At 70.0% G+C, this 24766-nt stretch carries 31 protein-coding genes, 1 tRNA gene and 1 pseudogene; 17 read left to right on the top strand and 16 right to left on the bottom strand.

Going from position 1 to position 24766, the window contains the following annotated elements; translation table 11 throughout:
* Window positions 1-40: 40 nt before the first annotated feature.
* Both CJZ98_RS12565 and CJZ98_RS12560 read right to left on the bottom strand, forming a co-directional pair.
* Entirely contained in the window at window positions 41-2518 is a 2478-nt protein-coding gene (locus CJZ98_RS12565) for an AAA family ATPase (protein ID WP_094591478.1), read from the bottom strand.
* A complete protein-coding gene (locus CJZ98_RS12560) occupies window positions 2505-2693 on the bottom strand; it encodes a hypothetical protein (RefSeq protein ID WP_232756452.1) in 189 nt (62 codons plus the stop codon). Before CJZ98_RS12560 ends, CJZ98_RS12565 begins: the two co-directional genes overlap by 14 nt.
* A gap of 345 nt (window positions 2694-3038) precedes the next feature.
* On the opposite strand from CJZ98_RS12560, the gene CJZ98_RS12555 reads away from it, so the two are divergent.
* The 8 genes from CJZ98_RS12555 (at window position 3039) to CJZ98_RS12520 (ending at window position 7385) form a co-directional block, all read left to right on the top strand.
* Window positions 3039-3605: a DUF7693 family protein gene (locus CJZ98_RS12555; protein ID WP_232756451.1), complete on the top strand. Its 567-nt coding sequence runs from the start codon at window positions 3039-3041 to the stop codon at window positions 3603-3605.
* A 30-nt stretch (window positions 3606-3635) separates the two neighbouring features.
* A complete protein-coding gene (locus CJZ98_RS12550; protein WP_094591475.1) occupies window positions 3636-4319 on the top strand; it encodes a helix-turn-helix domain-containing protein in 684 nt (227 codons plus the stop codon).
* 126 nt (window positions 4320-4445) lie between these two features.
* A complete protein-coding gene (locus CJZ98_RS12545) occupies window positions 4446-5201 on the top strand; it encodes a hypothetical protein (RefSeq protein ID WP_232756450.1) in 756 nt (251 codons plus the stop codon).
* Window positions 5198-5437 (top strand): hypothetical protein, encoded by a 240-nt coding sequence (locus tag CJZ98_RS12540; RefSeq protein ID WP_094591473.1) that lies wholly within the window; start codon window positions 5198-5200, stop codon window positions 5435-5437. The genes CJZ98_RS12545 and CJZ98_RS12540 overlap by 4 nt, the downstream gene beginning before the upstream one ends.
* Window positions 5427-6080, top strand: coding sequence for a hypothetical protein (locus tag CJZ98_RS12535; protein ID WP_094591472.1), 654 nt, complete (start codon window positions 5427-5429; stop codon window positions 6078-6080). Before CJZ98_RS12540 ends, CJZ98_RS12535 begins: the two co-directional genes overlap by 11 nt.
* Window positions 6081-6118: 38 nt before the next feature.
* Window positions 6119-6364 (top strand): hypothetical protein, encoded by a 246-nt coding sequence (locus CJZ98_RS12530; protein ID WP_157910975.1) that lies wholly within the window; start codon window positions 6119-6121, stop codon window positions 6362-6364.
* Entirely contained in the window at window positions 6361-7128 is a 768-nt protein-coding gene (locus tag CJZ98_RS12525; protein WP_094591470.1) for a BRO-N domain-containing protein, read from the top strand. Before CJZ98_RS12530 ends, CJZ98_RS12525 begins: the two co-directional genes overlap by 4 nt.
* A gap of 50 nt (window positions 7129-7178) precedes the next feature.
* Window positions 7179-7385: a helix-turn-helix transcriptional regulator gene (locus CJZ98_RS12520; RefSeq protein WP_094591469.1), complete on the top strand. Its 207-nt coding sequence runs from the start codon at window positions 7179-7181 to the stop codon at window positions 7383-7385.
* Here CJZ98_RS12520 and CJZ98_RS12515 read toward each other — a convergent pair.
* The 3 genes from CJZ98_RS12515 to CJZ98_RS12505 form a co-directional block, all read right to left on the bottom strand.
* Entirely contained in the window at window positions 7358-8638 is a 1281-nt protein-coding gene (locus CJZ98_RS12515) for a tyrosine-type recombinase/integrase (RefSeq protein ID WP_094591468.1), read from the bottom strand. The genes CJZ98_RS12520 and CJZ98_RS12515 overlap by 28 nt on opposite strands.
* A gap of 223 nt (window positions 8639-8861) precedes the next feature.
* Window positions 8862-8946: transfer RNA gene (locus CJZ98_RS12510), tRNA-Ser, on the bottom strand.
* Between the two features lie 103 nt (window positions 8947-9049).
* Window positions 9050-11098 carry a ComEC/Rec2 family competence protein gene (locus CJZ98_RS12505; protein WP_094591467.1) on the bottom strand — a complete coding sequence of 683 codons (2049 nt, stop codon included), beginning with the start codon at window positions 11096-11098 and terminating at the stop codon, window positions 9050-9052.
* 167 nt (window positions 11099-11265) lie between these two features.
* Here CJZ98_RS12505 and CJZ98_RS18360 point away from each other — a divergent pair, with 167 nt between their 5' ends.
* A complete protein-coding gene (locus tag CJZ98_RS18360) occupies window positions 11266-11946 on the top strand; it encodes a LysM peptidoglycan-binding domain-containing protein (RefSeq protein ID WP_198537765.1) in 681 nt (226 codons plus the stop codon).
* Here CJZ98_RS18360 and glyQ read toward each other — a convergent pair.
* From glyQ to hisF, 5 genes are all read right to left on the bottom strand, one after another.
* A complete protein-coding gene (glyQ, locus tag CJZ98_RS12495; protein ID WP_094591466.1) occupies window positions 11943-12866 on the bottom strand; it encodes a glycine--tRNA ligase subunit alpha in 924 nt (307 codons plus the stop codon). The two genes, CJZ98_RS18360 and glyQ, sit on opposite strands and share 4 nt — an antisense overlap.
* Before the next feature lie 122 nt (window positions 12867-12988).
* A complete protein-coding gene (locus CJZ98_RS12490; RefSeq protein ID WP_157910974.1) occupies window positions 12989-13735 on the bottom strand; it encodes an EAL domain-containing protein in 747 nt (248 codons plus the stop codon).
* A gap of 95 nt (window positions 13736-13830) precedes the next feature.
* Window positions 13831-14544 carry a bifunctional demethylmenaquinone methyltransferase/2-methoxy-6-polyprenyl-1,4-benzoquinol methylase UbiE gene (gene ubiE / locus CJZ98_RS12485; protein WP_094591464.1) on the bottom strand — a complete coding sequence of 238 codons (714 nt, stop codon included), beginning with the start codon at window positions 14542-14544 and terminating at the stop codon, window positions 13831-13833.
* Window positions 14531-14857 carry a hypothetical protein gene (locus tag CJZ98_RS12480; RefSeq protein ID WP_232756449.1) on the bottom strand — a complete coding sequence of 109 codons (327 nt, stop codon included), beginning with the start codon at window positions 14855-14857 and terminating at the stop codon, window positions 14531-14533. The genes ubiE and CJZ98_RS12480 overlap by 14 nt, the downstream gene beginning before the upstream one ends.
* Before the next feature lie 93 nt (window positions 14858-14950).
* Window positions 14951-15736 carry an imidazole glycerol phosphate synthase subunit HisF gene (gene hisF / locus CJZ98_RS12475; RefSeq protein ID WP_094591463.1) on the bottom strand — a complete coding sequence of 262 codons (786 nt, stop codon included), beginning with the start codon at window positions 15734-15736 and terminating at the stop codon, window positions 14951-14953.
* A 159-nt stretch (window positions 15737-15895) separates the two neighbouring features.
* On the opposite strand from hisF, the gene petP reads away from it, so the two are divergent.
* The 3 genes from petP to CJZ98_RS12460 are packed head-to-tail and all read left to right on the top strand — an operon-like array spanning window position 15896 to window position 19214.
* Entirely contained in the window at window positions 15896-16108 is a 213-nt protein-coding gene (gene petP / locus CJZ98_RS12470) for a cytochrome b6f subunit PetP (RefSeq protein ID WP_094591462.1), read from the top strand.
* A 56-nt stretch (window positions 16109-16164) separates the two neighbouring features.
* Window positions 16165-17112, top strand: a complete 948-nt coding sequence (gene chlG / locus CJZ98_RS12465) for a chlorophyll synthase ChlG (protein ID WP_232756456.1) — start codon at window positions 16165-16167, stop codon at window positions 17110-17112.
* Window positions 17109-19214, top strand: a complete 2106-nt coding sequence (locus CJZ98_RS12460; protein WP_094591460.1) for a transglycosylase domain-containing protein — start codon at window positions 17109-17111, stop codon at window positions 19212-19214. The genes chlG and CJZ98_RS12460 overlap by 4 nt, the downstream gene beginning before the upstream one ends.
* Window positions 19215-19240: 26 nt before the next feature.
* Here the strand turns inward: CJZ98_RS12460 and CJZ98_RS12455 are convergent, their stop codons facing one another.
* Entirely contained in the window at window positions 19241-20572 is a 1332-nt protein-coding gene (locus CJZ98_RS12455) for a 16S rRNA (cytosine(967)-C(5))-methyltransferase (protein ID WP_232756455.1), read from the bottom strand.
* A gap of 179 nt (window positions 20573-20751) precedes the next feature.
* Here CJZ98_RS12455 and CJZ98_RS12450 point away from each other — a divergent pair, with 179 nt between their 5' ends.
* Window positions 20752-20967 carry a ribbon-helix-helix domain-containing protein gene (locus CJZ98_RS12450; protein ID WP_094591459.1) on the top strand — a complete coding sequence of 72 codons (216 nt, stop codon included), beginning with the start codon at window positions 20752-20754 and terminating at the stop codon, window positions 20965-20967.
* A gap of 127 nt (window positions 20968-21094) precedes the next feature.
* On the opposite strand, the gene CJZ98_RS12445 is transcribed toward CJZ98_RS12450, so the two are convergent.
* The 5 genes and pseudogenes from CJZ98_RS12445 to CJZ98_RS12430 form a co-directional block, all read right to left on the bottom strand.
* The gene (locus CJZ98_RS12445) at window positions 21095-21469 is read right to left on the bottom strand and encodes an MGMT family protein (protein WP_094591458.1); all 375 of its coding nucleotides are present in this window, start codon (window positions 21467-21469) and stop codon (window positions 21095-21097) included.
* A complete protein-coding gene (locus tag CJZ98_RS12440) occupies window positions 21469-21870 on the bottom strand; it encodes a HEPN domain-containing protein (RefSeq protein WP_198537763.1) in 402 nt (133 codons plus the stop codon). Before CJZ98_RS12440 ends, CJZ98_RS12445 begins: the two co-directional genes overlap by 1 nt.
* Window positions 21860-22000, bottom strand: coding sequence for a hypothetical protein (locus CJZ98_RS18850; RefSeq protein WP_198537760.1), 141 nt, complete (start codon window positions 21998-22000; stop codon window positions 21860-21862). Before CJZ98_RS18850 ends, CJZ98_RS12440 begins: the two co-directional genes overlap by 11 nt.
* A gap of 29 nt (window positions 22001-22029) precedes the next feature.
* A pseudogene (locus tag CJZ98_RS12435) lies at window positions 22030-22377 on the bottom strand (HEPN domain-containing protein).
* A 13-nt stretch (window positions 22378-22390) separates the two neighbouring features.
* Window positions 22391-22831, bottom strand: a complete 441-nt coding sequence (locus CJZ98_RS12430; RefSeq protein WP_198537758.1) for a nucleotidyltransferase domain-containing protein — start codon at window positions 22829-22831, stop codon at window positions 22391-22393.
* Window positions 22832-22856: 25 nt separating this feature from the next.
* Between CJZ98_RS12430 and CJZ98_RS12425 the strand changes: the two genes are divergently transcribed.
* From CJZ98_RS12425 to CJZ98_RS18020, 4 genes are all read left to right on the top strand, one after another.
* Window positions 22857-23129: an AbrB/MazE/SpoVT family DNA-binding domain-containing protein gene (locus CJZ98_RS12425; RefSeq protein WP_094591488.1), complete on the top strand. Its 273-nt coding sequence runs from the start codon at window positions 22857-22859 to the stop codon at window positions 23127-23129.
* Window positions 23126-23521, top strand: a complete 396-nt coding sequence (locus CJZ98_RS12420; protein WP_094591456.1) for a type II toxin-antitoxin system VapC family toxin — start codon at window positions 23126-23128, stop codon at window positions 23519-23521. Before CJZ98_RS12425 ends, CJZ98_RS12420 begins: the two co-directional genes overlap by 4 nt.
* Window positions 23522-23534: 13 nt before the next feature.
* Complete coding sequence (gene trmH / locus CJZ98_RS12415; protein WP_094591455.1) at window positions 23535-24230, top strand: tRNA (guanosine(18)-2'-O)-methyltransferase TrmH; 696 nt, start codon at window positions 23535-23537, stop codon at window positions 24228-24230.
* A gap of 81 nt (window positions 24231-24311) precedes the next feature.
* Window positions 24312-24488 carry a hypothetical protein gene (locus tag CJZ98_RS18020; RefSeq protein ID WP_198537756.1) on the top strand — a complete coding sequence of 59 codons (177 nt, stop codon included), beginning with the start codon at window positions 24312-24314 and terminating at the stop codon, window positions 24486-24488.
* Window positions 24489-24766 lie beyond the last annotated feature (278 nt).

The following is a 24766-nucleotide window of genomic DNA, read 5'->3' as shown; positions in this document are numbered from 1 at the left end:
TGCGCTGGAGGAGCTCCACAAGAATCTGAAGTTTCCATCCCTAAAGTTCGAACTCACGTGCCAGCCATTCCGCGCCGGCTGCGCTGAGGCCATAGCGCAGGTAGTAGCTCTGGCCGCCGGTTGAGACGCGGGTGGTTGTCACCAGGCCGTCGAGCTTCCCGAAAAACCGTCCGAGGGTCTTGTAGGCGCTCAGGGCCTCACCCTCAAGATCTCTCATCAGCCGAGCCTCCGCCGGCGCCAGGTCAATGGCCTGCAGCAGCTCCAGCAGACCCACCCCGGCCAGACCGTTGGTGTGCAAGGCCTGGAGATATCGCAGAGCCTCCTTCTGCTTCTCGCTGGCCTTGCGCACCCGCTGGGCAGCGCGATCGAGATCGCTCTCCTGCTCCTGCTGCTCCTGCAGATCGTCGTAGGTGCCCAGCCGGGCAAAGGCGCCGCTGTTGCCGTCGATCGCCACCACCAGATCCGCGGGTGGGCCGGAGCGGGCCTCGCGCACCAGGCGGCGCTGGGGTGAATCCTTGATCAGCCGGTTGCCCTTGGCCAGGTAGTGCAGGGTCAGGATCGTGTTGGCCGCCCCGGCGATGGCGTTGTGGCCCGAGAGGGCCTCGGTGCCGGTGGTGTCGTTGGCCTTGTTGCAGTGGTGGATCAGCAGCAAAGTCCCGCCGGCATCGGTGATCTGGTGCTTGAGGTCGTAGATGAGCGACCCCATCTCCGGGTCGTTCTCGCCGAAGCAGCAGCTGCGGGTGATCGAGCGCAGTGAATCGAGGATCACCACCGCGCCAGGGTGGGCGGCCAGGCAGGCCAGCAGGGCATCGAGGTTGGCCTCGGTGGCCCGGAACCGGCGTGACCAGAGCAGCAACGGGTGATCCCAGATCCCGAGCTGCTGCAGCATCTGGGCGGTGTCGCCATCGCCCTGGTCATCGGTCACCAGGATCACCGGCCGCGGTTCCTCCGGCGCCCCGAAGCCGATGAAGTCCTCGGCGCAGAGCAGGCAGCGTGCCAGGGCATGGACCAGCCGCGTCTTGCCCACCTTGGCCCGGCCGCCCACGATCGAGAGGTCGCGGCGGGGAATGCAGCCGGGGATCTCCCAGGCCACCACCGGTTGCGGCATCGCCAGCCGCTCGGCCAGATCGAGACCGCGGAAGCGATTGCCATTGCGTAGGTCGTGGGCCTCGAGGATCAGCTGACCGATCTCCTGCGGGCGCAGGGCGGTCTTGAGTTGCAGGGCTGAATGGGCCTCGCGCACGCGGGCCGAGCGGCGCAGGCTGTTGCGCTCGCGGCCCACCAGGGATCGGATGCAGTGCTCCAAGGCGTTGAGGCGGCGGTTAATCGGTAGGTGCACCTTTCCCCAGCGCACCCGGGTGTCGGGTCTGGGAGAGAAACGGTGCGGGCCTGCACCAGAGCCAGGCCCCTTGCCGCCGGGATGGCGCCCGCCGGTGTCGCCCTGGCTTCGACGGCTGCCTGTGGTCTGCGCCCCAGGAGGCCTGGGGGTGTGGTCCGGCTGCGGCGGCAACCAGCCGTGCTGACGCGCGTGGAACCAGAAGGTGGCGGCGCTGATCTGCTCGCCGCCGGAGCTGGCCACCTGGCGGATGTCCCAGCCGCAGCTGGCGGAAGGGCTGTGGGCCTCCATCAGGGCGATCGCCAGCTCCCGGTCGTGGCCGGCCTGCTCGCAGGCCTGGATCAACCCCCAGAGGAGGTTGCGGTAGTCGGCGTAGGTGTTGCTGCCGGCCACACGGCGGGGGATGGCGGCCAGAGCGCTGCGGATCTGCTCCAGCGGCCGCGGCTGTCCGAAGTCCTCGTCTCCCAGCTCGGGCAGTGGAATCCCAGTGCCTGGAACCTCGTAGGGCTGCTCCAGGGGAATCTCCTGTTGCGGCGTGGTGCCTGCAGCGGGTTCGGCGAACTCATCGGGCAGCAGCGCCAGGGCGATGTCCTCCGGCGAGTAGCGCTGAGCGCTCACGTGCACCAGCTCCACCAGGGCGGTGGGCTGCCCGCCGGCATCCACGTACCAGCAGCCCGGCAGCCGCATCACCCGTGAGGCGTCCTTGCAGTGGGGATCGCCGCCGGCATAGGCGATCAGCTCGGCCTGCAGCGGCGCCCACTCCTTTGGCGGGATGGGCTGCTCCAGCAGCCAGTAGCAGTGGGCCGACTTGCCGCAGCTGAGCACGATCAGCGAGGGCTCCGGCAGCCCCAGCTCCCGCCAGGCGTTCAGCTGCCAGGCGATCGGCCGGTCGTCCCACTCCACAAAAAACGCCCGGCAGGCCGTGATCTCGCTCTTGCGGTCGCCGCCGTCGTTGATCACCAGGTAGATGCCGCGACCTTCCCGCTGCCACTGCTCCGCCACCGCCAGCTCGAAGGGCCCTTTGCGGGCACCGATCTCCCCCTTGGCGGGGTTGGCGCGGTGGGGAAAGGCGCGCAGCCTGGCGCTGGCCGGGTCCTTGCCCAGCAGGGAGAGGAACTGCTTGGCGGCAGCGCAGTCGATGCAGGCCTGAGTGGGACTGGTGGCCGCTTCAGCGCTGGCCATGTTGTCCCTGACGCTTACGGGGGCTGCTGGCCAGCTCGTCGCGTTCCATGGCCTCGGCCACGATCAGGCGGATCACCGAGGAACGCGAGAGCACACCGCCGCGGGTGCGCGCATCCAGCCAGTCCCGCTGCTCGAGCGTGAACTGCACGGAGAGCGGGGTCATCATCGAGGGCATGGAAACCTCGGCATGTCGAATCAGCTTATTCATGCTGGCACAGGCTCGCTAAGCTGATCCGGTTGGCGAATAGGGCATGGTCGACAGCGCAGCGGTGGATCGGGCAGCGGAGAAGGTCCGCAAGCTGGTGGCCATGAGCGCCTCACCCCACCTGGAGGAGGCGCGCACCAGCGCTTTCCTGGCCTGTCGCCTGATCCGCGAGCACGGCCTGCAGGTCAGCGGGCACCCTCCCTCTGCAGCGTCCGCGCCAGGAGTGCCGACGGCAGGGGTGCCCCACAGGCAGCCCACAGCCGACCCCCATGGCTTTTGCCGCATCCGCGTCCGCCATCCCGGCCATTGCCGCTGTTGCGGCAAACCGATCGCCCCAGGGGAGTGGGCGTTGTGGTGCCGTGGCAATGGCTTGCGTCACCCGCTCTGCACCCCCTGAGCCGCTGCTGCGCCGCCGAGATCCAGCAGGCCTTGCGGGCGCTGCTGGCGGGAGAGGCCTTCCTGGCAGAGAGGCCCTGGAGTGAGATCTGGTGGGGGCGGATGCGGCTCGATCTGGCCAGCGGCTGGCAGCTGGAGATCGCGATCGAGCGTGACCAGCTCGGCGCCCTGCATTGGGCGCAGGCGCCCGACGGCCGTGATTGGGTCTACGGCTGCCAACGCGACGACTGGACCCTGGGGCCCGACAGCCGCATCGTCGAGCCCGTGGCGTTGCTGAAGCCGGAGCAACGCCTGCAGCTGGAGCGGTTGCTGCGGGAGGCCATCTGCTGGCCTGCGCCGCTGTTCCCGCCTGATCAAGCCGTTTTCTGTGGCCTGGTGGAGCCTGAGATTCGGCGCGGCAAGGGCCGGCAGTGGCGACAGCGGGCCAGGGCCCATGGCCGCTGGTATCACGGTGCTGCCGATTCCAATCGGCAGCAGAAGCCTTAGCCTTTCGCTAATGGCCAGAACCCAGTCCTGATGTCCTCTGAGTACCGGTACATCGAGGCCAGGCAACTGGAAGCCGGTCAGGAGTTCGGCCGGATGCTGAGGCGCTGGCGGGAGCTGAACAACTGGACCCAGTACACGGCCTACAAGTGGGCCAAGGAGGCCGGCTTTGAAGTGATGGCCCCCAGCACCTTGAGCGTGTTCGAGAACGGCAAGGCGCCCAAGCCACGCCCGGAGAGCTTCTTTGCCCTCGCCGAGGTCAACCGCCGGCTAGCCGCCAAAGACTTCAGTGGCGTGCGCACCCGCGCCCTCAAGGATCTGATCAGCCAGGCCAAGCCCCTGGTGGATGACGAGGAGCGGGTGTGGGGGCCAGCGGAGTTCTGGAGCTGTCACCTGGGGCTGTTGCCGGTGCCGAGCGCCTACCAGGCGCCTGCCGTGCCGGCCCAGCCCGAGGTCGATGCCGCAGAAGCGGCGAAGCTGAGCGAGCAATGGCGCGGCCAGCTGGCGCAGACCGCCAAGCAGCATGGCATCGGCGTGATGGAGGCCCTGAGTTCCGCCGCCAAGGCGGCGCCAGTCAAGCAGCGGCAGGCCTTTCAGGCGATGCTGGCCGGCTTTGAGCCGTATTCCGCCGAGCAGCTGCAGGGCATGTGGGACGGAGAGGCGTGGCTGCCGCAGCGCTGGCTGGAGGAGTGGTCCACCAAGACAAGCGCCAGCTGAGGCAGGCACGAAAGGCTCCGGAGCAGGTTCGGAGTACGCCATGCCCTGCGTTGCGCAAGCTACAGATTCGGATTAGCGAGCCGCTAATATTCGAGGCAAGCGGGCGCCGGTCCCGCAGTGCCTTCGATGACCACCACCCCTTGCGGGCGGATGGAGCCGACGCCAGGTCCCACCGCCGCCTTTGATCTCAACCAGGCCCTGTTGCAGAGCCGCGAGCAGGCCCGCGCCCAGTGGGCCGAGGGCCTGGCCCAGTTCCAGTCCCAGATGGCTGCCATCGCCGACTCCTCCATGCAGGAGGTCGTTCAGGCGGCGGCGCCGGCCTTTGCCCTGGGCTTCTCCTTCAGCGCCCAGAAGCTGATCAACGAGGAGCATGAAGTGCTGCGGGTGACCCTGCGGCACCGCGGCGGCGCCGAGGAGTTCAGCGAGGCCCAGGCTCCCCAGGAGGGCAGCGCGGCCTGGCATGCGCTCACCGCCTCCCTGCTGGCGGGCCTGCTGGGCATTCCCGTGGGCAGCGCTCCTCGGACTATCGAGCCAAAGCAAACGCAGCCGTCGGTGGCGGTCACCGCGGGCGCCGGCAGTGCAGCCGCCTCCCCCGCTGCGGACGACCCTGAAGCCGCAGGCGACGAGTGGGACACCGGCGCTCCGGATGGCCCCGAAGCCAGCGACTCCGGCCTGGAGCCCCTGACGGACGAGGAGATCGCCACCCTGCACAAGTTCCTCGGGGCGATGCCTCAGGAGGCGCGCAAGCGGTTCACGATCGAGTTCCGCCACCACTTCCAGGTGCCCAGAGAGGTGCGGACGATCAAGGACCGCATCACCCAGCGGCGCCACAAGGACTTCATCGACGTGTTCGAGCGTGAGCTGGCCGGGGGGACGCCATGACCGTCTGCCGCCGCGCCTACGCCAGGCCCCAGCCGCGGTCGCAGCACGGCCGTCACTACCTGTGCGTCTGCGTGCACAGCGATGTCTACCGGCAGGTGCGGCAACTGTCGGCCGAGCACCAACTGAGCCTCTCCGGCGCCGCCCATCACCTGCTGCGGCTGGGGGCCGGCCTGGAGCCCCTGCTTCCCCTGTCCTCTTCCCCGTCCACTCTTTCGAGCAAGTCCCATGGCGATTGAACTCAACGACGGCAGCCGCATCGCGGCGCCGGTGATCAGGCAGCAGCGCCTCGGTGAGGTGGCCGTTCTGTCGATCGTGCGGCCCGAGCAGCGCGACCGGTTGCGCAAGAACCTCACCAGCGGGGCGATGGAGCCGATCCCCAACGGCACCGACCGCCAGGGCCGACCCAAGGTCAAGCAGGAGATGGTCGTCCATGCGATCGCCATGCCCGGCACGACGATGGAGGCTCGCATCGGTGATGAGGGCGGCGTTCCGGCACCGGGGGATCGGGTGCGGCTGATCCTCAAGGCCAAGGGCTTCGGCGACTGGATCGAGGCACGGCGTCAGCATCGCCGCGGCCGGCTGAATGTGGGGGATGTGCTGGTGCTCGAGACCCGCTGGGCCCAGCAGTACGACCAGGACGGCAACCCCAAGGGCCCCAAGATCGAAGACCAGGCGGCGGCCGATGCGGTGCCGCGCAACGTCACGATCGGCTTCTACGGCCCGCTGAGCATCCGGGAGGGCACCGATCCCGCCTGGATCGAGGCGGCGGAGCAGGCCTACCGCTCCGATGAAGCTGCCGCCCGCCAGCAGCGGGCGATTCCGCTGGCGGATGGGGAGGACTACGGCGATGAGTTCGCCGATGAGGAGGTGCCGTTCTGATGGCCCACCCCCAACACCCCGGCCGTGCGCCGCGGCCCATGGCGCAACCACAGTTGCCGGCCTTCTGCCGCACGCGCCGGCTTATCACCACCACCGTGCGACTGGGCGACCTGCGGCAGCTGCAGTGGCTGCTGTGGCTGGTGCTGGCCCTGCAGCTGAGCACGGTTCTGCTGGTCCTGGCCGGCCCGGTGCCGGCTCCACTGGCAGCGACCCCTGGGGGTTTCACCCCCGCAGAGTTCGCGTCGCGGCATGACGCCCCTGTCCCCTCGTCTTCCCAGCCATGAGCAACACGTCCGCTCTGGTGCCATACCTGTTCGAGGGGCACCGCATCCGGGTGAGCACCGATCAGCAGGGCGAGGCCTGGATCGTCGTCGCCGATGCCTGCGCTGCGCTGGCGGAGAGCCCGATGGTCTGGGCCATGGCGAATAGGAGAGACGAGGAGGAGCACTGCCTCCATTCAGAGGAGGGTCCCGGCGCCGGTGGTTTCACCCTGGCGCTGATCAACGAAGCCACGCTGCTGCGCAGGCTGCTGAACAGCGACAACCCCAGCGCACCGCGGATGCGGCGCTGGCTCACCCACGAACTGCTGCCCGCTCTGCAGCGCCGCCAAGAGGGCAACGGAGAGCTGCCGCGACGCAGCATCGAGGCGATCCGCAGGCAGACCGCAGCAGAGGTGCTGCGCGGGGCCGACGAGATCATCCACCTCACCGGGGTGTCCCATGCCGATGCCCTGCTCAGCGTCCTGGAGGAGATCCAGGCCCACAGCAGTCCCGCCGCCGCTGGCGTGAAGCAACGCGTCTCGCAGCGCGCAGGGGTGGCCTGGCTCACGGCTGATCAGGTAGCTGACCGACTGGATGGCACGCTTCGCCACACCAACCAGCGACTCGCTGCCACCGGATTGCAGCAGCGCAACGAGGACGACGACTGGCAGCTCACAGAAGCCGGTCGCGACTGGGGCGTCGCCCTGCCGCTCTGCAGTCGGGGAGAGCGCCGCCAGCAGATCCTCTGGGATCCGGCCGTGGTGGCGTTGCTGCACCAGACCAACTGAAAGGCACCAAACCAATCCAACACAAGCACCTGAGACCCAGACCATCAGCCATGACATCCGCAACCGATCGACTTGTGCGGCTTCCGGAGGTGATCCACCGGGTCGGCCTCTCACGCACCACGATCTACAGCCTGATCGCCACAGGCGAGTTCCCCAGGCAGATCGTGATTGGCCCACGGGCGGTGGCCTGGTCCCAGCAGGAGCTGGAGGCCTGGATCACCTCGAAGCGTCAGGCTGCCTGCAGCGCTGATGGTTGAGCAGCCATCTCTGCGCTCAGCTCTGAGACCGGCGCCAGACCAGCAGCGACGGCCACCTGATCGAGCAGATCGGCCCAGCGCTGCAGCATGTCGGAGCGCTCCTCGAGATATTCGGCCCAGTCGTAGGCCCGGCTGACGCTGTTGCCATCGGCATGGGCCAGCTGCTTCTCAGTCACCACCCTGGGGATCTTGAGCTGCTCGATGCAGTTGGTCTGCCCGAAGCCCCTGAAACCATGGGGTGTCTGCCGCCCCTGGAAGCCCATGCGCCGCAGCAGCATCGAGAGGCAGCCATTGCTCATCACCCGCAGTTCTCCATTGCCGCGGTGGTTGGGGGTGTGAAAGACCAGATCGGTGTGGCCACTGATCGGCCGCTGCAGCTCAAATAACAACCGCGCCTGCGAGGAGAGCGGCACGATGTGACGAACGCGGGTCTTCATGCGTTCAGCGGGAATGATCCACTGACGACCCTCGGTATCCACTTCGCTCCAACGGGCTTCCCGGAGTTCACTGGGCCGCACCAGGGTGAGCATCATCAGGCGCAGGGCGATGAGGCTGCTGCGCTCGGCCAGCCGCTGTTGCTCGAACCGTTCGATGGCCTCCAGCAGCTCGGGCAGCTCCACCCAGCTGATGCGGTGGTAGTGGGTGACGCGCGTGGCGGCGATGACCTTGCGGGCTTTGACGGCGGGGTTGTCCTGTCGAAGTTCGAGGTCAACCGCGTGCTCGATCACGCGACGGGTGACGTCGTTGCAGCGGCGGGCCTGTTCATGGGCACCCCTGGCGAGGATGGGCGCAAGCAGACGGGTTTCGATGTCGCTGCGGGTGATCGCATCGATATCCAGTTGACCCAGTGCCGGTATCACGAAGTGATCAAGTTTCTCTCGCATATCTCTGCAATAGCGGGGGCTCCAGCTGGCGCTGTGGTGCTCAAACCAGGCCTGAGCGATCTGGGCAAACGGACGGCGGCTGTTCTGCACCTGCTTGCGCTGCTGGCCTGGGGCCTGTGTGCGTGGATCGATCCCGGTTTTGATCCAGGTGTTCAGCTCCAGGGCCTGCTTGCGGGCATCGGCGAGCCGCATAGCCGGGTAGGCGCCAATGGTGAAGGTGCGGCGTGCTCCCTGCCAGCGGTAGTCCTTGCGCCAGGTCTTGGAGCCGGAGCGCGCCACCCAGAGGTAGAGGCCATCCCGGTCGTGGTGCTTGGTGCCCGGCCTGTCCGGGTCGGGCCGTAGGGCCTGGATCGCCTTGTCACTGAGCATGGCGGACAGCGCCGGAACGCTGGCGCGGGAGTGGATGTCGGCGGTTCAGCAAGCAGGGTGACGGTATAGACCCGATCCCGGCTGGCTATACCGTCAAAAATACCGTCATCCGCAGCGGTTGTAGCGGGCTCTCAGCGGATCTACCCGGACGACCCAAAAGAGCAGATCGGCTGCACTGCAGGGATTTTGGGATTTCTGCGGATCCCTTCGGATCCTGTAAAAACGGAGAGGGTGGGATTCGAACCCACGGAAGGTTGCCCTTCAAACGATTTCGAGTCGTTCGCTTTCGACCACTCAGCCACCTCTCCAACAGCCGCCAGGGCCGCGACGAGGTGCGAACCCCGCATGCGGTCAGCCTCAGGCCGGATCCGCCAGGCGGATCGTCAGCAGTTTAGGGATCGGCCGGCCCGCTCAGCTCTGCTGCCATCCACTGGCGGAGCCGGCGGCACTGATCCAGAGCCGGCTGGGATCCAGGCGCGGCAGGGCCCGCCGCTCAGCCTGGCGCGGGCGGAAGCCGAGCCACAGTCCCCGCACGGGCTGGGGCGGCAGCCGGCGCCAGCTCCAGAGGGCCTGGCGGTCGGGCAGGAGCGCCCAGGCGAGACGGCCGCAGCGCAGCAGCAGGGCCTGGCTGTCGGCGGCGAGGGCCGTCACCGCCAAACCGGGGCTGGCCAACCGCTGACCCACGGCCAGGGGCGGACTGCCGTCGCCCGGGGCCAGCACGGTGGGACTGATCTCGCGCCAGCAGCTGGGTCGCTCGGCGGCCACCCCATCGAGCAGCAGGATCCAGTCGAAGCGCTGCAAGCCGAGCCCGAGGGCCAGCTGGCGGGCGCGGCCGCAGCTGAGGCCATCGGCGCTGCGGCTCACCAGGGCACCGCGGCCGCCGTGGCGGGCCACCAGCAGGTCGCGGCGGCCCTCATGCACCAGCAGCAGCTGGTCGCCGCCCAGCAGGGCCAGGTGCAGGGCGAAGGCAAGCGCCAGCAACAGGGCTCCGGGGCGGCGCCAGGCCTGAACTCCGGACTGCAGAGGCAGCAGCCAGGGCAGCAGGCCCAGCGAGAACAGCAGCACCAGCAGCGGCAGCATCTTCCCCAGCTGCCACTGGGCCAGGGGCAGGCCGGCGAACAGCTGGGCCAGCCAGAGGAACAGGCGCGTCAGCGGCAACAGCGGCAGGGCCAGCAGACCCACGAGCGGCGGCGCCAGCACGGCGGCCACGGCCATCGCCATCGCCCCGAGGGTGAGGGGGGTGAGCAGGGGCTCGATCAGCAGGTTGGCCGGCACCGCGTAGACGGGTAGGGCGCCGAAGTGCAGCAACTGCAGCGGCAGGGTCCAGAGCGAGGCCGCCAGAGGCACTGCCACCCCGGCGGCGACCCAGCGCGGCAGCCAGGCCCCCAGCCGCTCTTCGAGGGGGCGGGCCGTGAGCATCAGGCCGGCGCAGGCCGCCACGCTGAGCTGAAAACCCACATCCAGCAGCCAGGCCGGCGCCACCAGCACCATCCCCAGGCAGGCCAGCAGCAGCACCCCCAGCGGCCTGTTACGGCGGCCGCTCTCCTGCACCAGGAAGGCCATCGCCCCCATCAGCACCGCCCGCACCACCGAGGGCTGGGGGCCCGCCAGCAACAGGAACAGCAGCATGGCGCCCAGGGCCAGGCCCCAGCGCAGCGGGCGCGGGCCGTGGCGGGCCAGGGCCATCACGGCCCCGAGCAGCACCGTGAGGTGAAAGCCACTGGCGGCCAGGGCATGGGAGAGGCCGGCCACCCGGAAGGCCTCCCGCACCGCCAGGGGCACCGGCACCACGGCACTGCCGAGCACCAGGGCGGCCAGCACCCCGCCGGCCTCGGGCCCACCCACGGCCAGCAGGGCGGCGGCCATGCGGCGGCGCAGGTCGGCCATGGGGGTAGCGGGGCGCTCCAGCAGCCGCCAGCGCTCCACCCGCAGCAGGCTCCAGGCCCCCTGGCGGGCCAGCCGCTCAGCGGGACCAGCCAGCAGGGGGTGGGGCGCGGGCCGGGGCCGCCCCAGGGAACCCTCCGCCTCCAGGCTCCAGCCCTGCTGCAACCTGGGACAGGGGTTGAACTGCAGCTCGCTGCGGCCGTGGTTCAGCTGCAGCAGCGCCCGACAGCCCTCACCCGAACCTGAGGGCTGGGGATCGGCCAGCAGCCGCCCGCGCAGCCGCAGCGCCAAGGTCTCCTGGCCGGGCGGGATCAGCCGGGAAGGGTCCCGCGGGCCGGGCTGGGGGCGGTGGAGCAGGCCCCAGAGCAGCAGGAGTGCCAGGGCCAGCAGCAGGACCAGGCGCTGCAGCAGCCCAGGTCCCGGCGGCAGCGCCGGCTCGGGCCCGGGCGTGGGACGGGGGGCCATCAGCACAGGGAGCGCCAGGGCCAGCAGGCCCATGAGGCTGAGGGGCCAGGCCATGGGCAGCACCCCCAGCGCGAGGGCCGCCAGGGCGAGTGACACCACACAGGCGGGCATCGGGTCTGGGGCAGAGACCTGAGGGTTCCCCTAGGGTTCGGCCGCGCTCCCTCGGAGCCGGACTCCAGCCAGCACACACCGTGGGCCAGTTCAGCCATCGCGCCAATCGCCGGGTCGCCGCGATCGGATGGCCAACGGGGGCCAGGCGACGGCCCCGGATCAGCGCCGTGCCGCTGCTGCTCAGCGCGGCCCTTTGCCTCACGACTGGCCTGACGCCGCCCGCCATCGCCCAGACACGCACGATCCGTGTGGTGGAGGGCGACACCCTCGAGCAGCTGGCCCTGACCCATGGCGTAACCCTGGCTGCCCTGATCCGGCTCAACGGCATCACCGATCCGGCCCTGCTGCAGATCGGCCAGATCCTGCGCCTGCCCTCTCCAGGGGCATCGGCCACACCCAGCGCGCACAGCGGCGGCGGCGGCGGAACCGGAGCGACCCTGGCCCCACCGCCACCGGATGGAAGCGGCGGCGCGGCGGCCGCGGCGGCCCTGCTGCTGAGCCCCACCGAGCGCCGCGACCGGGCGGAGCTGGAGCTGCGGGAGCAGTCGGGGCAGGCGCGCTGGAAGTGGTTCAACGCCACCGCTGTGGACTGGACCGGCTGGCGGCTGCACCCCGGCGGCGTGCGCATCACCCTGGTGAAACCCGCCGCCGCGGACCTGGGCCTGCGGGGGGCAGCCGCCTCGGCGGTGGGGGTGCAGTGCGAGACCCTGCGCCAGAACTGGCGCATCGACGGTATCTGGCAGGGCTGGGAGGTGCCGGCGCCGGGCACGGTGGGGCAGCGGATCGTGCTGGACCTCTGCAGCAACACCCTCGACGGCCCGGCCCGGCCGGTGGCTCCGGTTCCCTAGAGCGCCAGCGGGGCTGCGACGGGTTCCGAGGCTGCCAGAGCAACCCGCTGGGCCTCACTGAGCAAGGGGAAGCCCAGGGCGCGGCGCTCCTCCAGCCAGGCCTCAGCCACCTGGCGCGCCAGGTTGCGGATGCGGCCGATGGTGGCGGTGCGCTCGGTCACGGAGATCACGCCGCGGGCCTCCAGCAAGTTGAAGGTATGGCTGCACTTGAGCACGAAGTCCAGCGCCGGGGCCGGCAGCTTCGCAGCCACCAGATCACTGGCTTCGGCCTCGTAGATCGCGAACAGCTGCTGCAGCCGCTCGGGGTTGGAGGCCTGGAAGTTGTAGGTGCACTGGCCCTTCTCAAAGGGCAGCCAGATGTCGCCGTAGGAGCGGTGGCCATCCCAGCTCAGATCCCAGATGCTCTCCACATCCTGCAGATACATGGCCAGCCGCTCGAGGCCGTAGGTGATCTCGATCGACACGGGCCGACAGTCGATGCCGCCGCACTGCTGGAAGTAGGTGAACTGGGTGACCTCCATGCCGTCGAGCCACACCTCCCAGCCCACGCCCCAGGCGCCGAGAGTGGGCGATTCCCAGTTGTCCTCCACGAAGCGGATGTCGTGGTCGGCAGCGCGGATACCGAGTGCTTCCAGGGAAGCCAGGTAGGTCTCCTGGATGCCGTCGGGGCTCGGCTTGATCAGCACCTGGTACTGGAAGTAGTGCTGGGCCCGGTTGGGGTTGTCGCCGTAGCGGCCGTCGGTGGGACGGCGGCAGGGTTCGGGGTAGGCCACCGCCCAGGGCTCCGGCCCGATCGCCCGCAGCACCGTGTGGGGGCTCATCGTGCCGGCGCCCTTCTCGGTGTCGTAGGGCTGCAGGATCAGGCAGCCCCGCTCGGCCCAGAAGCGGTTCAGGGTCTGAATGATGTCCTGGAAGTGCATCGGCTCGATACGGCGGCGACCCGGGGCAGCGCGGCCCTTGCCCCGCGGCGCGGGGGTCCGGTCGCCACGGGCGATCCCCCGATGATCCCAGACCAGCCGGCTGATCCCGGCCCGGCGTGAGCTCAGGAGGCGTTGAGCAGGCGTCCGAGCGACTGGGTGATCAGGTCGGCAGGCACGGCGAGGGTCTCGAACTGCTCGGCGGGCACGGCCTTGCTCCACAGCCAGCCCTGGCCCTGGTTCACGCCGATGCGGCGCAGATAGGCCACCTCGGATTCGGTCTCCACCCCCTCAGCGCACACGTCCACGCCGATGGCATGGCAACCGGCCACAAGCCATTCCAGGAAACGCTGGCGGTAGCTGTCGGCGTCGATACCGGAGATCACGGAGCGATCCACCTTCACCTTCTGGAAGGTGAGGCTGAGCATGTTGGCCAGGGGCGCATCACCCGTGCCGAAGTCGTCCACGGCGATGGTGTGCAGCAGCGCCAGTTCATTGAGGAACTGGGATTCGCTGGTACCGGCCACGCCCTTCTCGGCCACCTCCACCACCAGGCGCTTGCCCACCTTGCGGCGCAGGGTGTCCAGGTCGGCGACGGCGCGGGAGATGGGGCGGAAGAACATCTTGCCCGAGCCGATGTAGCGACTGGAAAGATTCACCGACAGCCACACATTGGACTGCAGACGGTCCAGCAGCCTCAAGGCGAAGACAAAGGAATCCTGGGTCAGGGCGATGTTGAAGGAGGGGTCCTCCTCCAGTGCTTCGAGTTCCTCAGGGCTAGGTGGACTGTCGCCTGGCCTCCACAGCACCTCGCCGCCACAGACGCGGCCCGTTACCAGATCGACGATGGGCTGGATATGGAAGATTTCCAAGGCCGCGAGAATCGCGATGGGGCCGGTTGCCGCCGAAGATAGGGGTTGAATGTAGGCAGGGTGAGTGACCTACGCCACTATTTGAGGAGAGCCGCTCAGGCCACCAGCTGCAGCAGCCCCATCTGGCCGCCGGCCAGCAGCCGGTGGCGCCCCCAGGCGAAGCCGGCCGTGCGGGCCAGCTCCTCCTGCTCCGGCCCGGTGGGGAAGCGCCGCAGGCTCTCCTCCAGGTAGGCGTAATGAGGTTCCAGGCCGGCGCGGCGCGCCAGGGGCACCACCAGCCGGCGCAGGTAAAGCCGTTGGAAGCCGGCCACCACCGCGCCGGCGGGGCTGGCCGGATCGGGGCGGTTGAAATCGAGCACGGCGGCCCGACCACCGGTCTTCAGCAGCCGGCGCAGCTCCGCCAGGCCGGCGGCGGGATCGGGCAGGTTGCGCAGGCCGTAGGCCATCACGGCGCCATCGGCCCAGCCCTTGGCCAGGCCGGTGGCCTGGGCATCGCCCTGGCGCCACTCCACGGGTAGCCAGGGCTGGGCGGCGGCACGGCGGCGGGCAAGCTCCAGGGGTGCCGCGGCGGCATCGAGGCCCAGCACCAGGCCACCAGGGCGCACCTTTCCGGCCAGCACCAGGGCCAGATCACCGGTGCCGCAGCAGAGGTCCAGCAGGCGCTGGCCGGGTCCGGGCTGCAGCCAGGCGACGGCCTGGCGCTTCCAGAGCCGGTGCAGCCCCAGGCTGAGGGCGTCATTGAGGCGGTCGTAGGCGGGCGCGATCTGCTCGAACAGATCCCGCACCGCCTGAGGGTCACCGGGCCGCATCTTGTCCGCTATCCCAGGGCAGGGAAATTGAATCAAGGCTCACGCGCGCGCTGTCGGCCCGATAGCCCGCGGGGCCGGCGCCGGGGGCGAAGCCCTGGGCCGCCAGCCGATCCGGGCCGGTGACACTGAGCACCATCACCGTCGCCAGGCCCACGGCGGCGGAGCACACCATGCAGCCCGCCAGCATCAGGCCAAACTCGCCGCGGTCACTGGCGGCCTGCATCAGCTGCAGGGCCCAGGCCACCAGCGCCACCACGGCGGACACCATCACCAGAGCCAGGGCGGGGGAGGGCGGATGCAGGAAGGTCGTCACAGCGGCGCCGACCGGGCTCGTGGTTGTCTCAATGTAACGAGCCGTAACGGTGCGCTGCGTTGGGTCGCCGCCGGTGGGCCCCGGCAGAGGCTGTCATGCGATGGCCTCCAGCGGCCGCACGGTCAGGCCCCGCCCCAGCAGGTCGGCCTTGATCTGCTCCACCGTCAGCACCCCGTCGTGCAGCAGCGAGGCCAGCAGGGCCGCCGCGGCCTTGCCGCCCTGGGGCCCATCGTCGAGGGCCCGGGCGATGTGGTCGATGCTGCCGGCGCCGCCGGAGGCGATCACCGGCACGTCCACCGCCTCAGCCACGGCTCGGGTGAGGGCCAGGTCGTAGCCGGCCTGGGTGCCGTCGCCATCCATGGAGGTGAGCAGGATCTCACCGGCCCCGAGACCCACCACCTGCCGGGCCCAGGCCACCGCATCCAGGCCGGTGTTCTCGCGACCGCCCTTCACGAACACGTCCCAGCCACCGCTCGCACGGGCCCGGGCATCGATCGCCACCACGATGCACTGGCAGCCGAAGCGCTCGGCGCCACGGGCCACCAGCGCGGGATCGCGCACGGCCGAGGAGTTGAGGCTCACCTTGTCGGCACCGGCCCGCAGCAGCTCGGTGATCCCCTCCACGCTGCTGATCCCGCCGCCCACGGTGAAGGGGATCGTCACGGCCTCGGCGGTGCGCCGCACCAGCTCCACCAGGGTGGCGCGGCCCTGGTGGCTGGCGGCGATGTCGAGGAACACCAGCTCGTCGGCGCCGGAGGCGCTGTAGCGGCAGGCCAGCTCCACCGGGTCGCCGGCATCGCGCAGGCCCACGAAGTTCACGCCCTTCACCACTCGCCCGTCGGCCACGTCGAGGCAGGGGATGATCCGTTTGGCAACCATGGCGGGGCGGTAAGGAGAAGGGGCGCGAGGGAGAGCGACGGGGGTCTGGGGACCACGCCGCGGAGGCGCCGGGGACGGCGGTGGAGCCGGTGGACCAGCGCGCAGGAGGGCCAGCGGCCATCGGGTTAACCTGACCCCACTTTTCCAGTAGCGCCGGCCATGACCCAGGCTGCCATCACCATCGGCTCGAAGGTGCGGGTCACCCGGGTGCGCGACCGCATCCCCGCAGAGCTGGTGGCGGCCCTGCAGGCCGATGCCACCGGCACCGTGACCGACTTCAAGGTGACCGACGGCAAGGGCATCGGCGTGGTGGTGCAGCTGGCCAACGGCGGCACCACCTGGTTCTTCGACGACGAGATCACCGCCGCGTGAGCGACTCCCCCAACCCCACCGCCGCCACGGGCGCCGGCGCCCGCCAGCTGCTGGGCATGAAGGGTGCCGGTGGCACCAGCAACATCTGGAAGATCCGGCTGCAGCTGATGAAGCCGGTCACCTGGATCCCCCTGATCTGGGGTGTGCTGTGCGGCGCGGCGGCCTCGGGCAACTTCCACTGGACCTGGGGCGAAGTGGGGGCCTCGTTCGCCTGCATGCTGATGAGCGGGCCACTGCTGGCCGGCTACACCCAGACCATCAACGACTACTACGACCGCGAGATCGACGCGATCAACGAGCCCTACCGGCCGATCCCCTCGGGGGCGATCCCGCTGGGCCAGGTGAAGGCCCAGATCTGGATCCTGCTGCTGGCCGGCCTGGCCGTGGCCTACGGGCTCGATCTCTGGGCGGGCCACCAGACGCCGGTGCTGCTGCTGCTGGCCCTGGGCGGCTCGTTTGTGAGCTACATCTATTCGGCTCCGCCGCTCAAGCTCAAGCAGAACGGCTGGCTGGGCAACTACGCCCTGGGGGCCAGCTACATCGCCCTGCCCTGGTGGGCCGGCCAGGCCCTGTTCGGCCAGCTCACCTGGACCACCGCGATCCTCACGCTGGCCTATTCGCTGGCGGGCCTGGGCATCGCCGTGGTGAACGACTTCAAGAGCGTGGAGGGGGATCGGGCCCTGGGCCTGCAGAGCCTGCCGGTGGTATTCGGGATTGAACGGGCCAGCTGGATCAGCGCCGCGATGATCGACGGCTTCCAGCTGGCGATGGTGGCGGTGCTGATCGCCATCGGCCAGAACTTCGCAGCCGTGCTGCTGGTGCTGCTGATCGTTCCCCAGATCACCTTCCAGGACATCTGGCTGCTGCGCGACCCGGTGGCCTTTGACGTGAAGTACCAGGCCAGTGCCCAGCCGTTCCTGGTGCTCGGGATGCTGGTGACTGCCCTGGCCATCGGCCACAGCGCCCTGGTGCTGCCCTCCGCCTCCCTGCCCCTGACGCTGTGACCCGGCGCCGCCGCCAGCTGATCCTCACCGGCCTGGCCGCGGCAGGGGTGGGGGCGGGGGTGGCCCTGGGGCAGTCGGCCCTGGTGAGCAGCATCGACGGCCTGCTGCCCGAGGTGCGCCGCATCAACACCTTCAACCGCCCCGGCACGGTGACCGTGCTCTCGGCCGATGGGCAGGTGATCCAGAAGCTCGGCCCCGCCACCCGCGAGAAGGTGAGCAGCGGCCAGATGCCCCAGCTGCTGCAGCGGGCCTTCATCGCCGCCGAAGACCGGCGCTTCTACCAGCACGACGGCGTGGATCCGGTGGGGATCGCCCGGGCCATGGTGCGCAACCTCACCCGCGGCTCGGTGGAGGAGGGCGCCAGCACGATCACCCAGCAGCTGGCCCGCACGGTGTTCCTCAGCCAGGACCGCACCCTGATCCGCAAGCTGAAGGAGGCGGCACTGGCGGGCAAGCTCGAACGCCAGCTGAGCAAGCAGCAGATCCTGGAGCAATATCTGAATGTGGTGTATCTGGGCTCCAGCGCCTACGGCGTGGCGGATGCGGCCTGGATCTATTTCTCCAAGACGCCGGCCCAGCTCACCCTGCCGGAGGCGGCCCTGATCGCAGGGCTGCCGCCGGCCCCCTCGGTGTATTCGCCGCTGGTGAATCCAGATCTGGCCCTGCAGCGCCGCGCCACGGTGCTGCGGCGCATGCGCGAGGCGGGCTTCATCGACGACGCCCAGCTGGCTGCTGCCAATGCCGAGCCGCTGCGGCTGCGGCCCGCCGAGCCGAAGTACTGGACCAGCCGCGCCCCCTATTTCACCAGCTGGGTGGCCCAGGAGCTGCCGCGGGTGCTGTCTCCTGAGCAGCTGGAGGTGGGCGGCCTGACGATCCGCACCAGCCTGAATCTGGCCTGGCAGGAGCAGGCCCAGAAGACGATCAACGCCCATGCCCCCGGCGACATGGAGGGGGCGCTGGTGTCGATCGAGCCGGGGACGGGCCTGGTGCGGGCGATGGTGGGCGGCAAGGACTACAGCAAGAGCCAGTTCAACCGCGCCGCCCAGGCCCTGCGCTCGCCGGGCTCCACCTTCAAGCTGTTCGTGTATCTCACGGCCCTCAAGGAGGGGATGAAACCGGAGGACACGGTGCTGGATTCGGCCCGCTGCTTTGCCGGCTACTGCCCCAAGAACTTCGGCAACCGCTACATGGGCAACGTGCCGATGTGGATAGCCCTGCAGAACTCCCTCAATACGGTGGCCGTGGGGCTGCTGCAGAAGCTGGGCTTTGATCCGGTGATCGCCACTGCCAAGAGCCTGGGCATCACCCGGGAGCTGGGCCGCTTCTACCCCATGGCGATCGGCGCCTACGAGCAGACGGTGCTCGACATGACCGCCGCCTACGCCGCCATCACCAACCGGGGCGTGTACGTGAGCCCGACGCCCTTCGAGGAGATCCAGGGGCCGAACGGCGAACTGCTCTGGAGCCGCCGGGTCGATGGGGATCGGGGCAAGCGGGCCGTGGACAGCGACATCGCCGATGCGATGCAGTGGATGTTGGAAAAAGTGGTGAGCGGCGGCACCGGCACCGGCGCCGCCCTGGCGGGGCGCCCCGTGGCCGGCAAGACCGGCACCTCCGAGAACGGCCGCGACCTGTGGTTCATCGGCTCGATTCCCCAGCTCACCACCGGCCTGTGGCTGGGCTACGACAACAACCGCAGCACCGGCAGCACCAGCGTGCTCGCCACCTACGCCTGGAGCGACTACATGGCCCGGATCGTGAAGGACCTGCCGGTGCGGCCCTTCCCACCCAAGCCGGTGCTCACGGGCAAGTTCAGGCCGAGGGACCAGGGGCAGGCCTCACGGCCCTGGGGACGATCGCAGGAGCCCGAGCAGCGCGAGCCCGAGCGGCGCTGGGAGCCGGCGGCCGAGCAGTCGGGCCGGCCCAGCGAGGCGGTGCCGGAACCGGTGGTGCTGCCCGAGCCGGTGCCGGCCAAACCCGAATCCACGCCCGCTCCTGCGGCGCCAGCCCCGACTCCTGCTCCCGCAGCTCCGGCACCCGTGGCGCCGCCACCGCCACTGACCCCCGCAGCTCCGCCGGTGGCCCCACCGCCCCTGCCCTGAAACCAGGGGCGGCAGGCCGACAGCCCTCAGCCCGGCGCCTGCAGTGCCGCCGCAAAGAAGCCATCGCCAGCCCCCGGCTGGGGCCAGAGCTGCCAGCTCTCCAGCAGCAGCCAGCCGGGATGGGCGGCCAGAAAGCCCTCGATCAGCTCGCCATTCTCGCGGGGATGCACGGTGCAGGTGGCGTACACCAGCCGGCCGCCGGGCTTGAGCAGGGGCACCAGCCCCTCCAGCAACTGGCGCTGCAGGGCCACCAGCCCATCGATGGCGGCGGGCTCCAGGCGCCAGCGGGCATCGGCATGGCGGGCCAGGGTGCCCAGGCCCGAGCAGGGCGCATCCACCAGGATCCGATCAAACGGCAGCGGCCCCGCGCCGTTCCGCTCCTCCGCTTCGGCGGCAAGGCTCACGGAAAAGCTAGCCGCATCGCCCACCCGCGGCTCGATGCAGCTGAGGCCGAGGCGCTGCTGGTTGCGGCGCAGCCGCTGCAGGCGCGCCTCGCTGCGGTCCAGGGCCAGCACCAGGCCGCGATCGCCCATCAGCTCGGCCAGGTGGGTGCTCTTGCCGCCCGGGGCGGCGCAGGCATCGAGGATCCGCTCGCCGGGCTGGGGATCGAGCAGCGGGGCGATGCGCTGGGCGGCCCGGTCCTGCACGCACCAGTGGCCCTCGGCGTAGCCGGGCAGCTGGCGCAGATCGCCGCTGCGGCCGGTGAGGGTGAGGCCGGCGGCAAGATCCGCCAGCGGTTCAGCCGCCACGCCGGCCGCCGCCAAGGCCTCCAGCACCGCCTCGCGGCTGCTGCGCAGCAGGTTCACGCGCAGATCCAGGGGCGGCGGCGTGTTGGAGGCCACGCCGAAGGCCTCGGCCCGCTCGGGCGGCAGCCAGCGCAGCAGCTCTGAGGCCAGCCAGTCCGGCAGCGACCGACGGATCGCCAGGGCAGCGGCGGGATCGGCCGGCAATACCAGGTTCTGGCCTGCCTGCCGCTGGCGCAGGCAGGCGCGCAGCAGCCCATTCACCACCGGCGCCAGCTTGGCCAGGCCGCCGCGCTTGGCCAGCTCCACCGTGGTGCTCACCGCCGCCGAGGCGGGCACCCGCTCGGTGGCCAGCAGCTGGTAGAGACCCAGGTGCAGCAGCCAGCGCAGCTTGGGTGGCTGGCGTGCGGCCGGCACCTTGCCGAGCCGATCCAGCCAGGCATCCAGCAGGCGCCGCTGGCGGATGGCGCCGTAGGCCAGCTCGGTGGCCAGGCCCCGGTCCGCCGGAGTGAGGGCCGCCTTCTGCAGCTCCCGCTCCAGGGCGCCATCGGCGTAGGCGCCGGCCGCCACCGCCTGCAGCACCTGCCAGGCCACCCGCCGTGGCGCCAGGCCGATGGCGGCGGAAGCGGCACCGGCACCCGCCGGGGCCGCAGGGTCGGACGAGGCTGGAGGCGTGACGGGGGCGGGCGCGGACAAGCGGGAGCGGCTGGGGTGCTCCACAACTAGCCGCCCGGGGGCGGGAGGAGGCTGACAACCTCCAGCTCCGCCATGATGCCAAGAGTTGATGACGCCCGATGCGCACCATCATCGACCTCCCGGCAGCCGACCGGGAGCGGTTGGATGCCCTCTGCCGCGCCCGGGGACTGTCCCGCGCCGAAGCCCTGCGTCAGGCGCTGAGAACGTGGCTCAGCGCCCAGACCCCTGACCACCAGCAGGCTTTCGGCCTCTGGCGGCAGCGCCCCGAAAGCAGCCTGGATCTGGAGCGATCCCTGCGGGAGGAGTGGGGGTAGCGGCCATGGCCAGCAGCGGATGGCCCCTGGACAGCAACATCCTGGCGACAGCCCAGTGCCAGAGGCGGCGACTGGTGAGCCGCAACATCAAGGACTTTCCCCCAACCCTGGAGGGCGTGGTGGTGCCTTACACCCTGGGCGATGAAGCCAAGGCCGACCCATCCAGCTCCGACAGAGCCGCCTCCCAGCGGTAGGCCCGCAGCGGCAGCCGGCCCTCCACGTCCACCGGGATCCCCTCCTCAAGCAGCAGCTCCCGCTGGATCCAGTCGGAGCCCTCGCGGCTGGGCGTGATGCTGATGCGCCCCTGGGCATTCACCACCCGATGCCAGGGCACAGCGGAGGGGAGCGGCAGGCGCCGCAGGGCCCAGCCCACCTGGCGCGCGCAGCCGTAGGCGCCGATCAGCTCGGCGATCTGGCCGTAGGTGGCCAGGCGGCCGTGGGGAATCAGCGCCACGGCCGCGTACACGCGCTGATCGAAACCGTCACCCACAGCCGGAACCATCAGGCCTGATCGGCTCCACCAGCCGCCCGGGCCACCGCCAGCGCAATCGCCGCCTCCACATCGCCCCGCAGGCGCCGGATCAGGGCCAACAGCTGCTCCCGCGGAGCCGGAAGCGGCGTGGGCTCGGGCCTGTAGCGGGCCTCCACGGCGAAGGGCTGGAGTTCCACCAGCTCCTCCGGCAGCTGAACGCGAGCCAGGTGCTCGAGGAGCTCCAGGTCGTGGCAGAGGGGAGCCTGCCGATCAGCCAGCACGATCAGGGCCCGGAGCAGGTTCTCCACCTCCTGCTGGGCCATGAAGCCCCAGCTCTCCTGGGGGAAGGACGGATCCAGCGCCGCCACCAGCGCGATCTCATGGCGCAGGGCCACCAGCAGGACCAGGGCGGCGTCCTGCTCAGGCGGCATTGAGCACCCGGCCCTCGCGGGCGATGGGGTCGAGCACGTGCCGGCGGGAGCCGCTCAGCCGCAGGGTCGTGGGTTCGCCCTCCACCAGCAGCGAAGCCGGCTCCAACCAGGTAGGGGCTACAGCGGGCACGGTGGCGACCCGTCGGTGACTCAACGACGCTAACCAGTCAGCCGGTCCAGGTCGGCCACGGCCTTCAGCACCGCCTGGGCCATGGCGATGGCCTGCTGGGCATCGGAGCGGTCGAAGAGCTCGGCCGGCGGCGTGGCATCGATCGGATAGCGGCTGCTGGCACTCATCCGGCTGAGCTGCCGCAGCGGGATGGCCTCAAAGGGAGCCGTGTCCACGCCGAGGGAGGCCAGTTGCTGGAGGAGCTGACCCAGGACACGGGTGTGCTGCGGCTCGACGCCAAGCTCAAGAACCAGGCTCTTGAGCGCCTACTCGGCCGCCTGGGAGGCGTGGTAGCAGGACTGGGCGAAAAACCCGTGCTCCAGGGCCAGGGACGCCATCTGCAGATCGTTCTCAGCCTGAAACAACCAGGCCTGGGGACGGGCGTTCATAGAGAGGAATCGCCTGGGCGTGAATCGAGCGCCAGTGGGGAGAGGGAGAGTGGGCTGCGGCCTGCCAGTCGGCCAGGGACATCGCGATCACATCATCGCCAACGCCGGCCTGCAGCAGGAGATTCGCCAGGCGATCGGCCTGCTGCCTGGCCTGAGCCACCACCAGCAGATCGGTGTCGGAGTAGCCATCCCAATCGCCGCGGGCACGGGAGCCAAAGAGGAGAACCAGGCATGGCACGCCGTCGAGCCCATCGCCGCCGGCCAGCACCTCGGCCACGGCCTGGCGCCGATCGGCCAACCAGCCCTGCTGCCGCGCCTGGCGCAGCCGCTCCAGTGGGGACAGGCCTGGCGTCACGATCGCAGCGTAGCGACGGCCGTCCGTAAGGCCTGATTGCCTTACCATGCTGGTGGCAGCCTGCAGCCAACCCATGACCACCCTCACCGTGACCAGCAAGGGCCAGGTGACCCTGCGCAAGGAGTTGCTCAGCCATCTGGGCGTGCAGCCTGGCCAGAGGGTGGATGTGGAGGTGCTGCCTGGGGGGCGCCTGCAGATTCAGGCGCAAAAGCCCACCGGATCCATCCAGTCGTTCATTGGGCTTCTGGCCGGAAGGAGCACCCGCACGGCCACCCTGGACGAACTCGATGCCGCGGCAGCAGAGGGCTGGGCAGACCTCCAGACAGCCTCGACACCGCCAGCGTGAAGATCACCGCTGACACCAATCTGCTGGTGCGGGCTGTCGTTCAGGATGATCCGGGCCAGGCCCTGGCCGCCTCGGAGCTGTTGCAGAAGGCTGAGTTAGTGGCCGTGCCCCTGCCGGTGCTGTGCGAGTTCGTCTGGGTGCTGCGACGGGTGTACGCCTTCACCAGTGAAGACTGCATCGCCGCCATTGAGGCGCTGATGGCCTCTGAACAGGTGGTGGTCGATGGGCCAGCCGTGGGGGTTGGTCTGACGATGCTGGCGACCGGCGGCGACTTTGCCGATGGGGTGATTGCCCATGGCGGCCACTGGCTCGGCGGCGAGGTGCTGGCCACCTTCGACCGCAAGGCCGCCGACCTGCTGAAGGCGCAGGGCATCCGCACGCTGCTTCTCTGAACCCTCTGCTCCCATGCCCCTGCTGCCCCGCCGCTACGAGCGCCTCCAGGCCGTGCTGAACCGCCGCATGGGCGATCTCACGGTGGTGCTGGAGCAGGTGGACAAGCCCCACAACCTCTCGGCGATCCTGCGCACCTGCGATGCGGTGGGGGCGATGGAGGCCCATGTAGTGAGCCTGCCGGGCCGGCCGCGCACGTTCAACAAAACCGCCAAGGGCAGCCAGAAGTGGGTGCCGCTGCTGCCCCACCCCAGCATCGAGGCGTGCCTCACGGGCCTGAAGGAGCGCGGCTTCCGGCTCTACGGCACCCACCTGGGCGTGAACGCGATCGACTACCGCCAGTGCGACTTCACCGGCCCCACCGCCTTCCTGCTGGGGGCGGAGAAGTGGGGCCTGAGCGAGGAGGCCACCGCCCTGGTGGACCAGCCGATCTTCATCCCGATGACGGGCATGGTGCAGAGCCTCAACGTGAGCGTGGCGGCGGCCACGCTGCTGTTCGAGGCGCTGCGGCAGCGGGAGCTGGCGGGGCTCATACCCAGCCAGGGCGAAGGGGTGCCCGGCGGGGAACCGGAATACCGGCGGATCCTGTTCGAGTGGGCCTATCCCCAGGTGGCGGAGTGGTGCCGGCGTACGGGACGGGCGTATCCAGCGCTCACGGAGGAGGGGGAGATTGCGGAGGAGCTGCCGCGGACGTTGAAGTTGCGGTATTAGGGCAGGCTCCAGCAGCTCCAGGCCAGGAAGCAGCTTGACCACCGCCCGGCGAAGGAGGCCCTCCAGCGCCATGGCCGCAGCATGGAGCAGGAAGTTCGGCTAAGCCTGCGGCAGGCCGTGCAGAGCGAACCCCGCGACGAGAAACCGGAAGGGCTGGGTCGGCGCATCGCCGCTCTGTTCGCGGAGGCCCAAGTGGAGCACCCGATCCCTGAATGGCATGGCGAGGAGGCCAGGCCCGCGGTTCTAGGAGGCTGCTGAAATAGCCGGCAACCCGAGCCCATCTATGACGGATTGGGCTGCGTGGGCTTGCTCCAGTCCCCCTCGCAAGGCTGGTCGCCGCATCGGGAGGTGATCGTTGCCGCCCGTACAGATACCCAGCCGGCTGACCACTTCTGAGTGCCCGGCTCCGTGTGGTTCATGCCAACGCCTCCCGTGGAGCGAGCAGGTTGGCCAGGCGGATCAGGCTGTAGGCCACCACATGCAACCGGAACACCGCTCCGACCCGGGTGCGGCCTCTGGCCTTGAGCTGCCGCAAC

Origin of the sequence: Vulcanococcus limneticus LL (assembly GCF_002252705.1) — a bacterium.
Taxonomy (GTDB): domain Bacteria; phylum Cyanobacteriota; class Cyanobacteriia; order PCC-6307; family Cyanobiaceae; genus Vulcanococcus; species Vulcanococcus limneticus.
Note: the sequence above shows the minus strand (reverse complement) of the source record. Positions and strands in the feature narration are given on the sequence as shown.

Bases quoted from the DNA above. Each gene is read 5' to 3' on its own strand.
- ubiE (WP_094591464.1), bottom strand. From the start codon at position 14,544: ATGCGGCCCGGTGACCCTCAGGCGGTGCGGGATCTGTTCGAGCAGATC.
- CJZ98_RS12425 (WP_094591488.1), top strand. From the start codon at position 22,857: ATGACCACCCTCACCGTGACCAGCAAGGGCCAGGTGACCCTGCGCAAG.
- CJZ98_RS12520 (WP_094591469.1), top strand. From the start codon at position 7,179: ATGACATCCGCAACCGATCGACTTGTGCGGCTTCCGGAGGTGATCCAC.
- CJZ98_RS12450 (WP_094591459.1), top strand. From the start codon at position 20,752: ATGCGCACCATCATCGACCTCCCGGCAGCCGACCGGGAGCGGTTGGAT.
- glyQ (WP_094591466.1), bottom strand. From the start codon at position 12,866: ATGCACTTCCAGGACATCATTCAGACCCTGAACCGCTTCTGGGCCGAG.
- CJZ98_RS12440 (WP_198537763.1), bottom strand. From the start codon at position 21,870: ATGCCGCCTGAGCAGGACGCCGCCCTGGTCCTGCTGGTGGCCCTGCGC.
- CJZ98_RS12565 (WP_094591478.1), bottom strand. From the start codon at position 2,518: ATGGCCAGCGCTGAAGCGGCCACCAGTCCCACTCAGGCCTGCATCGAC.
- CJZ98_RS18020 (WP_198537756.1), top strand. From the start codon at position 24,312: ATGGAGCAGGAAGTTCGGCTAAGCCTGCGGCAGGCCGTGCAGAGCGAA.
- CJZ98_RS12545 (WP_232756450.1), top strand. From the start codon at position 4,446: ATGACCACCACCCCTTGCGGGCGGATGGAGCCGACGCCAGGTCCCACC.
- chlG (WP_232756456.1), top strand. From the start codon at position 16,165: ATGAAGGGTGCCGGTGGCACCAGCAACATCTGGAAGATCCGGCTGCAG.
- CJZ98_RS12550 (WP_094591475.1), top strand. From the start codon at position 3,636: ATGTCCTCTGAGTACCGGTACATCGAGGCCAGGCAACTGGAAGCCGGT.
- CJZ98_RS12430 (WP_198537758.1), bottom strand. From the start codon at position 22,831: ATGGTAAGGCAATCAGGCCTTACGGACGGCCGTCGCTACGCTGCGATC.
- CJZ98_RS12535 (WP_094591472.1), top strand. From the start codon at position 5,427: ATGGCGATTGAACTCAACGACGGCAGCCGCATCGCGGCGCCGGTGATC.
- petP (WP_094591462.1), top strand. From the start codon at position 15,896: ATGACCCAGGCTGCCATCACCATCGGCTCGAAGGTGCGGGTCACCCGG.
- CJZ98_RS12445 (WP_094591458.1), bottom strand. From the start codon at position 21,469: ATGGTTCCGGCTGTGGGTGACGGTTTCGATCAGCGCGTGTACGCGGCC.
- CJZ98_RS12515 (WP_094591468.1), bottom strand. From the start codon at position 8,638: ATGCTCAGTGACAAGGCGATCCAGGCCCTACGGCCCGACCCGGACAGG.
- CJZ98_RS12525 (WP_094591470.1), top strand. From the start codon at position 6,361: ATGAGCAACACGTCCGCTCTGGTGCCATACCTGTTCGAGGGGCACCGC.
- CJZ98_RS12530 (WP_157910975.1), top strand. From the start codon at position 6,119: ATGGCGCAACCACAGTTGCCGGCCTTCTGCCGCACGCGCCGGCTTATC.
- hisF (WP_094591463.1), bottom strand. From the start codon at position 15,736: ATGGTTGCCAAACGGATCATCCCCTGCCTCGACGTGGCCGACGGGCGA.
- CJZ98_RS12560 (WP_232756452.1), bottom strand. From the start codon at position 2,693: ATGCCCTCGATGATGACCCCGCTCTCCGTGCAGTTCACGCTCGAGCAG.
- trmH (WP_094591455.1), top strand. From the start codon at position 23,535: ATGCCCCTGCTGCCCCGCCGCTACGAGCGCCTCCAGGCCGTGCTGAAC.
- CJZ98_RS12505 (WP_094591467.1), bottom strand. From the start codon at position 11,098: ATGCCCGCCTGTGTGGTGTCACTCGCCCTGGCGGCCCTCGCGCTGGGG.
- CJZ98_RS12540 (WP_094591473.1), top strand. From the start codon at position 5,198: ATGACCGTCTGCCGCCGCGCCTACGCCAGGCCCCAGCCGCGGTCGCAG.